Raw genomic sequence first — 8,100 nt, 5'->3', positions numbered from 1 at the left:
GGCGCGCAGCCGCGGCCGGGCCGGCAGCAGCAGCGCGGCGCGGCCGCGCAGCCCGGGCAGGGCCGCCGTCACGGCATCGAACACCGGGCGCGGGGCGAGCCATCGCACGCCGGGCGGCGCCGGCGGGACGGCCGGGGGAACGAAGGGCGGGATGGCCAGCGCGGTGGCGCCGGTCACGGCTGCGACGGTCACGGTCATGCGCAATCCTGGCGCGGTGCGGTCGGGCGGTAGCTCGGCTAGAGTCGCGCCGGATGGTGAACGAAGCCCTAGCACCCGGCGCGCTGCCGGCTGGTCTGCGCATCTACGCGATCGGTGACGTCCATGGCTGCGCCGACCGCCTGGCCCGGCTGCACGCCCTGGTGGCGGCGGATGCCCGGGCCCGCCCGGCCGAGGAGATCGTGCTGGTCCATCTCGGCGACTATGTCGACCGCGGGGAGGACAGCGCCGGGGTGGTGGAGCGGCTGCTCGGCCCCGCCCCCATCCCGGGCGCCGAGGTGGTGAACCTGCTGGGCAACCACGAGGTGATGATGCTGGATGCCTGCGACCCGCGCGGGCCGGAGGGGGCGCTGACCTTCTGGCTGGAGAATGGCGGGGAGGAGACGCTGGCCAGCTACCGCACGGCCGCCGAGGACCCGGATTTCCGCGACGCCATCCCGCCGCGGCACCTGGCCTTCCTGCAGGGCTGCGAGCTGCGCTTCTCGGCCGGGGACTACCTGTTCGTGCATGCCGGGATCCGCCCCGGCCTGCCGCTGGAGCGGCAGGACCCCTTCGACCTGATCTGGATCCGCGAGCCCTTCCTGTCCTTCGAGGGCGACCTGCCGCAGGTGGTGGTGCATGGCCACACCCCGGCCGCGGCGCCGGCCATCCGGTCGCACCGGATCGGCATCGACACCGGCGCCTGCTTCGGCGGCGACCTCACCTGCCTGGTGCTGGAAGGCCAGCGGCTGCGCTTCCTGACGAGCTGAAGGCCCGGCACTTAGCGCGTCCGAATGCCCGCCCGAACATGACGCCCTGTCCATGTTTCGGGGAACGAAGCGAAGCCGGTCGAATCGAGGTTCCTTGCCTTGCGCCGCAACCCGCGACTGCGCTACCGCAGGACGATGCACGGACCCGCGCCAGCACCCCGCCCCGGCCCGCCCGGTCCGCTTCCCGGCGCGCTCTTCGATGCCATCCGCCAGCTTCGCCGCGGCACCGTGCTGGTGGTCGGCGACGCCATGCTGGATCGCCACGTCTATGGCCGGGTGGAGCGGGTGAGCCCCGAGGCGCCGGTCCCCGTCCTGACGGTGGAGCGGGAGGTCGCGCTGCCCGGCGGCGCCGGCAACGTGGTGCGGAACCTGACGGCGCTGGGCGCCGCGGTCGCCTTCGTCTCGGTGGTCGGGGACGACCAGACGGGCAGCGACCTGACGGGGCTGATCGGCGGCCAGCCGGGGGTCGAGCCCTGGCTGCTGGTGCAGGGCGGCCGCGCCACCACCACCAAGACCCGCTTCGTCGCCGCCGGCCAGCAGATGCTGCGCGCCGACCATGAGGTGGTGGCGGCGATCCATCCGCGCCTGGCGGACCGGCTGGTGCGCATCGCCGGCGACGCGGTGGCGGCGACCGCCGTGATGGTGCTGTCCGACTACCGCAAGGGCGTGCTGGCCGCCGACACGCCGGCGCGGCTGATCGCCGCCGCGCGCACGGCGGGCCGCAAGGTGGTGGTGGACCCGAAGGGCGGCGACCATGGCCGCTATGCCGGCGCCGACCTGATCCTGCCCGACCTGGCCGAGCTGGCGGAGGCGACCGGCCTGCCCGTGGGGTCGGAGACCGAGATCGCCGCCGCGGCCGCCGCGCTGCGCGCCATGCACGGCTTTGGCGCCGTCATGGTCATCCGCGGCGAATTCGGCGTGACGCTGGTGACCGGCGACGGGGATGGCGACATCGTCCACCACCTGCCGAGCGACGTGGCCGAGGTGGTGGACCCCGCCGGCGCCGGCGATGCGGTGGTGGCGGTGGCGGCCGCCGGGCTGGCCGCCGGGCTGCCGCTGGTGGCCATCGCCCGGCTGGGCGCGCTGGCCGCCGGCATCGTGCTCGGCAAGACCGGCATCGCCGTGGTGCGGGAGGACGAGTTCCTCGAGGCGCTGACGCCGGGGCGGCTCGCCACCCGCAAGATGGCGACGCGGGCGGAGGCGGCGGAGCGGGTGGAGCGCTGGCGCCGCGCCGGCGCCCGCGTCGGCTTCCTGGTCGGCAGCGGCGCCGCCAATGCGCCGGAACTGGTGGCGCGGGCGCGCAGCTGGTGCGACCGGCTGGTGGTGGCGCTGGGCGATGCCGATGGGGCGGCGGCCGAGCTGGCCGAGCTGCCGGGGGTGGACCTGATCGCCCGCTTCGGCGGGGAGACGCCGCTGGAGCTGATCCGGCTGCTGCGGCCGGACGTGCTGGTGCAGGATCCCGGGCCGGCGCCCTTCGCGGTGCCGGGCGGCGAGGTGGTGCAGGAATGGGGCGGCACCATCCGCCGCGCGACGCCGGAGCCCGAGACGGAGCCCACCGCCGCCTGATACGCCGGCGGCGCTCGGCGATGCCGAGGCCGATGCCGGGCAGGTCTGGCTGTCGCCGTGTCGCTGGTGGCCGCCAAGCGCGACAGCCGGGTGCATCGGCCAAGGGAGGCTGCGCTGCCGCGCATGCGGTGCTGCGTACCGCCTGCGTTTCCGTCGGTCCAATCGCTGGGCAGCAGGGTGCGATCGACCCTGCGCGCGTGGCGGCGATCACGCTTTTCCGCGGTCGGCGCCGGAGCGGATCGCGGACAGGCGCGACCGCCCAGCGGCCGGCATCCGCTCCTCCCCCGGTCGCCTGGAGCGGCCCGCATGTCCGGCTCGGAGCAGATCCCGATCAGGTAGAGTCACCTGATCGGGTGACGATGCTCGTCGGGTCAAGAGATTGGAGCGGTTGCCGTGGGGCATGGCGCAGGGAAGCCGCTCCAGTGTCCTGCCCGCGAAGGGCGCCGCCAATGGCGGCGGACTTCGGATTCGGGACACGAGTGTCCTGCCCGCGAAGCTTGTAGCCACCGGCTGCGAACTCCGCGGATCAGCAGGCCACCACTCGCGTGCAGATGCGCTATTCCAGAACGGCGATCGTCTTCCGCCGGATGAGGTCCATGTCGATCTCGGCGCCGAGGCCAGGGCCTTCCGGCGCATGCACCAGCCCGTCGCGCCCCACCTCGATCTCCTTCGCCAGGCCGTATTTGTGGGCGCCGTCGGGCAGCAGCACCTCGAAATAGGTGGTGTTGCGGATTGCGCAGGCGACATGCAGGTTCGCCAGGTTGTTCAGCGAATTGCCGCCATGGTGGATCTCGTAGGTCATGCGGAAGGCCTCGGCGAGATGCGCGGTCTTGACCAGCGTGGTGATGCCGCCCTTCACCGCGACATCGCCGCGCAGGTAGTCGGTCGCCTGCAGCAGGATCCAGGGCGCGTAGGATTCGAGCCCGGTGGCCGGGTACTCCGTCGCCATGATCGGGATGTCGAGCTTCTGCCGCAGCTTGACGTAGCTGGTGATGTCCTGGTCGTGCAGCGGGTCCTCGTACCACAGGAAGCCCAACCGCTCGATCGCGCGGCCGACGCGCATCGCCGCCGGGAAGTCGTAGGACCAGGTGCTGTCCAGCATCAGCGTGTAGTCGTCGCCGACGGCGCGGCGCACCGCCTCGCACACCTTGATGTCGGTCGGCGGATGCTGCGGCGGATGGATCTTGTAGGCGGCCCAGCCGGCATCGCGGAAGGCGACCGCTTCCTCGGCATAGGCCGCCGCGCCGTCCAGCACCTGCGAACTGGCATAGGCCGGGATGCTGTGCCGGCAGGTGCCGAGCAGGCGATGCACCGGCATCCCCGCCGCCTTCCCCGCGAGGTCCCAGAGCGCGACATCCACCGCGCCGATCGAGCGGACGGAGATGAGGCGCGAGAAGGGCCAGAGCTTCGCGTTGATCGCCTCCCGCTCCAGCGGGTCGCGGCCCATCAGCAGCGGCTTCAGGAAGCGGATCAGCCCCGGACCGTCATTGGCAGCGGTGTGGGTGGCGGAGCCGAGGAAGGCATGGCCCTGCAGCCCCGCATCGGTGCCGATGGTCAGCAGGCCGAGGGCCGAGGACCCGCCTTCCGCCTTCGCGGCGGCGTGGTAGCGCGTGGGCGGGATGCCGTCCCAGGCGAAGAGGGTGAGGGAGACGTGGTCGATCTTCATGGCGGCGCGTCCTTCCCGTGTTTTGCCGGCAAGGTAGGCGGCGCTCCGGCCGGCGGCTACGGCAGCCGGACCATGGCGGCGGCCAGCATGGTGCCGCGGCGGATCGTCATCGGCTGCCCGAGGTCGCGGCAACCGGCGGCCATGTCGGCGCGGGGGAGCCTGCCGGTCGGTCCGGTGCGATTGGGTATCGGCGCGCAGGCTGGCCGCGATCGCCCGCATGTCGGCGCGGATCCCGGCTTCCCTCGCCTGCATGTCTGCCCGGGTGCCGGCTTCCGGACGCTTGATGTCATGCGGACGGCCGTCGATCGCTACCGATCGGCGGCGCCCCGATCGCCGGGCGGCTTGCGCCGCAAGCCTCGGCTGCGCGGCATGGGCCGCGGCGCCCGTCCGGGCGCCCGGCATGCAGGGACCGGTCAGGCCGCTGGCACCAGCCCGCAGCGCCAACGCCAGGCCCTTCGGGTCGCGCCTGGTGGCCAGGCCCTCGGTGGAGGTGCCGGCGATGGCGGCGGCGGCACCCCCGGGGCCAGGGCGGCGATGGACCCCGCCTCCCTCGGCCGCCCGGACACCCTCAGGGCATCGAACGGCGCCGCGCTCATCCCCGTCTCGCCGCCGCACCGATCCGGGGTGGTGCAACGCCGCCGCCGCCGCTGGCGTCGCTCAATTCTGCTTTCCGGACCGCGTCCGGCCACCGTCGGGGTGGCCCGCAGGGCCGCCGCCCGGCCAGACTGCGCGGATGACCACGCTCCTCGCCGATATCGGCGGCACCAATGCCCGCTTCGCCCTGCTGGATGGCGAGGCCCACACGCCCCCGGTCAACCTGCCGCTCTCCGGCTTCACCGGCATCGCCGCCGCCATCGCGTCCTTCCTGGCGGACCGGCCGGCGCCGGCGGCGGCGGTGCTGGCCGTCGCCGGCCCGGTGCAGGGCAACCGCGTCACGCTGACCAATCGCGGCTGGGTGGTGGACGGGGCGGAGATCGCCGCCGCCCTCGGCATCCGCCAGGTGCGGGTGGTGAACGACTTCGCCGCCCTCTCCTGGTCGCTGCCCGCCCTGGCCGGCGCCGACCTCCACCCCCTCGGCGGCGGCGCGGCCGAAGCGGGGGAGGCGATGGCGGTGCTCGGCCCCGGCACCGGCCTCGGCGTCGGCGCCTTCCTGCCGCCCGGCCGTGTGCTGGTGACGGAAGGCGGGCATGCCAGCCTGGCCGCGCATGACGCGCGGGAGGCGGCGGTGGTGGAATGGCTGCGCGCCCGGCACGGCCATGTCTCGGCCGAACGACTGCTGTCGGGCCAGGGGATCGAGAACATCCATGCCGCGCTGACCGCGCTGGGCGATGGCGGGACGGCGCCGCTGGACGCCGCGGCGGTCGCCGCCCGCGGCCTGGCGAATGAGGACCCGGCCTGCCGGGAAACCATGGACATGTTCTGCGCCCTGCTCGGCGGCGTCGCCGGCGACCTGGCGCTGCTCTATGGCGCGAAGGGCGGGGTGTTCGTCGCGGGCGGCATCTGCCCGCGCTTCCCGGAATTCCTGGCGGCATCGCGCTTCCGGGCGCGGTTCGAGGCGAAGGGAAGGTTCAAGACCTGGCTGGCGCCGATCCCCACCTGGCTGATCCTGCGGCCGGATGCGGCGATGCTGGGGCTGGCGACCCTCGCGCGGCAGGGCTGAGGCATGGCGACCGAATGGCCGATCAAGCGCCTGGATCGTCCCGACAAGCGTGCGTGGCTGGTAATTCTCGCCCGGAGCGATGGCCTGTTCCGGTTCGAGGTCGAGGCTGAGATGGAGGACGCCGGTTATGCCTATGCCGGCATTGCCGAGGCCTCCGGCCTCTACGCTAGCGCCGGGGACGCGGAACGCGAGGCGCGGCGGATCGTCCCCTGGCTACGCGACCCGCCGGCGAAGGCCGCGTCCGTGTAGCTTGCATCCTGCAAGCCGGAATGCTTGCATGATGCAAGTGAAGCAGGAGGCACCGGCATGGGCCGCACCGATTTCGGCCGCATGCGCTGCCCCGTCGCCCGCTCCATGGCGGTGCTGGGGGAACGCTGGGCCATGTTGGTCCTGCGGGAGGCGTTCTACGGCACCACCCGCTTCGACGCCTTCGAGCGCAACCTGGGCATCGCGCCCAATATCCTCGCGGCCCGGCTGCGCGACCTGGTCGAGCACGGGCTGCTGCAGAAGGCGCCGCTGCCCGAAGGCGCCCGGCACGAATACCGCCTGACCGAGAAGGGCCGCGACTTCTTCCCGGCCTATCTCGCGCTCAAGGCCTGGGCGGATCGCTGGATGACCGGGCCGGAGGGCCCGCTGGTGCTGCTGGAGGACGCGGCGACCGGCCGCCCGGTGGAGGTGCCGGTGCCGCTTTCCGCCACCGGCCGGCCGCTGCGGCCGGAGGATGTGCGGGTGCTGCCCGGCCCCGGCGCCGGCCGCGCCACCCGCGCCCGCTTCGGCGGCAGCCCGGATGCGGCGCATGGCTGACGGCACCCTCGCCGCCGGCGCGGTCGGCGCCGCGCCGCCGCTCGGCACCCTGTTGCGCCGCGTGCTGACGCTGGCCGCGCCCACCACTCTGGTCGCCGCCGTGCAGTCGCTCTGCCAGCTGGTGGAGCCCGTCCTGGCGGCGCGGCAGGGCACCGCCGCGCTGGCCGGCTGGGCGGTGGTGCTGCCCTTCGCCCTGCTGCTGCAGCAGATGTCCACCGGCGCCATGGGCGGCGGCGTGGTCTCCGCCATCGCCCGGGCGCTGGGCGCGAAGCGGCAGGAGGAAGCCTCCGCCCTGGTGCTGCATGCCATCGTCATCGCCCTGCTCTTCGGCCTGGGCTTCGCCGTGCTGCTGGCCGGCTTCCCGCGGCAGATGCTGGGGCTGATCGGCGGCGCCGAGGCGGCCGAGGCGGCCGCCGCCTATTGCGCCTGGCTGTTCGGCGCCGGGGCGATCCCGGCCTGGCTGGCCAATACCCTGGCGTCGGTGCTGCGCGGCGGCGGGCGGCATGCGCTGGCGTCGCGCGTGCTGCTGGTCGCCTGGCTCTGCTACCCGCCGCTGGCCTGGGCGCTGATGGAGCCGGCGGGGCTCGGCCTGGCCGGCGCCGGCATCGGCTTCGCCCTGGTGATGACCGCGGCGAGCATCGGCATGGCGGCGGTCGTGCTGGCGGGCGGGGCGGGGTTCCGGCCGACCCTGCGGGTGCCGCTCCAGCGGGCCCTGTTCGGCCGCATCCTCTCGGTCGGGCTGGTCGCCTGCGCCATGGCGACCATCGCCAACCTCACCACCATCCTGGTCACCGCCCGCATCGCCTCCTACGGGCCGGCGGCGGTGGCGGCCTATGGCGTCTCCGCCCGGCTGGAATTCCTGATGGTGCCGCTGGCCTTCGGCGTCGGCTCGGCGCTGACCGCCCTGGTCGGCCGCGCGGTGGGCGGCGGGGACTGGGCGACGGCGCGGCGCACCGCCTGGGCCGGGGCGCTGATGGCGCTCGGCGTCACCCTCGGCGTCGGCGTCCTCGTCGGGCTGTTCCCCGCGGCCACCGCGCGGGCCTTCAGCAGCGACCCGCAGGTCGTCGCCATCGCCACCACGGCCCTGTCCATCATCGGCTGGGCGCTGCCCGGCTTCGGGGTCGGCATGGCGCTGTACTTCGCCGCCATGGGCGCGGGGCGGATGGGCGGGCCGGTCGCCGCGGCGCTGTCGCGCATCGCGCTCGCGGTCGGCGGCGGCTGGGTGCTGGGGGACCTGCTGGGCTTCGGGCTGCCCGGCCAGTTCCTGGCCGTGGCGCTGGGCATCACCGCCTATGGCGCCATCACCGCGGCCTCGGTCCGGCCGGGCGTCTGGCAGGCGCGGCCGTGACCTTGGCGGGCGGGCGCCGGCGATGCCCGGCGCGCCGCCCGGACGCTCCGCGCCCATCGCGCCGCGCGGCGATGCGCCCCCGCGCCGCTCG

Annotated in this window: 8 protein-coding genes; 6 read left to right on the top strand and 2 right to left on the bottom strand. The window is 74.5% G+C overall.

From position 1 onward, the window contains the following. The coding region (locus E2C05_RS25690) for a hypothetical protein (RefSeq protein WP_205083063.1) at positions 1-198 on the bottom strand (198 nt) is incomplete at its 3' end. Positions 199-251: 53 nt separating this feature from the next. Here E2C05_RS25690 and E2C05_RS25685 point away from each other — a divergent pair. Both E2C05_RS25685 and E2C05_RS25680 read left to right on the top strand, forming a co-directional pair. After that, positions 252-965: a metallophosphoesterase family protein gene (locus E2C05_RS25685; RefSeq protein WP_133222495.1), complete on the top strand. Its 714-nt coding sequence runs from the start codon at positions 252-254 to the stop codon at positions 963-965. 135 nt (positions 966-1,100) lie between these two features. After that, positions 1,101-2,531: a PfkB family carbohydrate kinase gene (locus tag E2C05_RS25680; protein WP_133222494.1), complete on the top strand. Its 1,431-nt coding sequence runs from the start codon at positions 1,101-1,103 to the stop codon at positions 2,529-2,531. A gap of 556 nt (positions 2,532-3,087) precedes the next feature. Here E2C05_RS25680 and E2C05_RS25675 read toward each other — a convergent pair. Then, on the bottom strand, positions 3,088-4,197 hold the full coding sequence (locus tag E2C05_RS25675) for an enolase C-terminal domain-like protein (RefSeq protein ID WP_133222493.1): 1,110 nt from the start codon (positions 4,195-4,197) through the stop codon (positions 3,088-3,090). A gap of 733 nt (positions 4,198-4,930) precedes the next feature. Here E2C05_RS25675 and glk point away from each other — a divergent pair. The 4 genes from glk to E2C05_RS25655 are packed head-to-tail and all read left to right on the top strand — an operon-like array spanning position 4,931 to position 8,009. Continuing rightward, positions 4,931-5,857, top strand: coding sequence for a glucokinase (gene glk, locus E2C05_RS25670; RefSeq protein WP_133222492.1), 927 nt, complete (start codon positions 4,931-4,933; stop codon positions 5,855-5,857). Between the two features lie 3 nt (positions 5,858-5,860). Beyond that, a complete protein-coding gene (locus E2C05_RS25665; RefSeq protein ID WP_133222491.1) occupies positions 5,861-6,106 on the top strand; it encodes a hypothetical protein in 246 nt (81 codons plus the stop codon). A gap of 57 nt (positions 6,107-6,163) precedes the next feature. Beyond that, entirely contained in the window at positions 6,164-6,661 is a 498-nt protein-coding gene (locus E2C05_RS25660) for a winged helix-turn-helix transcriptional regulator (protein ID WP_133222490.1), read from the top strand. Beyond that, positions 6,654-8,009, top strand: a complete 1,356-nt coding sequence (locus E2C05_RS25655; protein ID WP_133222489.1) for an MATE family efflux transporter — start codon at positions 6,654-6,656, stop codon at positions 8,007-8,009. The genes E2C05_RS25660 and E2C05_RS25655 overlap by 8 nt, the downstream gene beginning before the upstream one ends. The last annotated feature ends 91 nt before the right edge of the window (positions 8,010-8,100 follow it).

This window comes from Paracraurococcus ruber, from assembly GCF_004353985.1.
Taxonomy (GTDB): domain Bacteria; phylum Pseudomonadota; class Alphaproteobacteria; order Acetobacterales; family Acetobacteraceae; genus Paracraurococcus; species Paracraurococcus ruber.
This window is presented reverse-complemented; position numbering and strand designations above follow the sequence as displayed.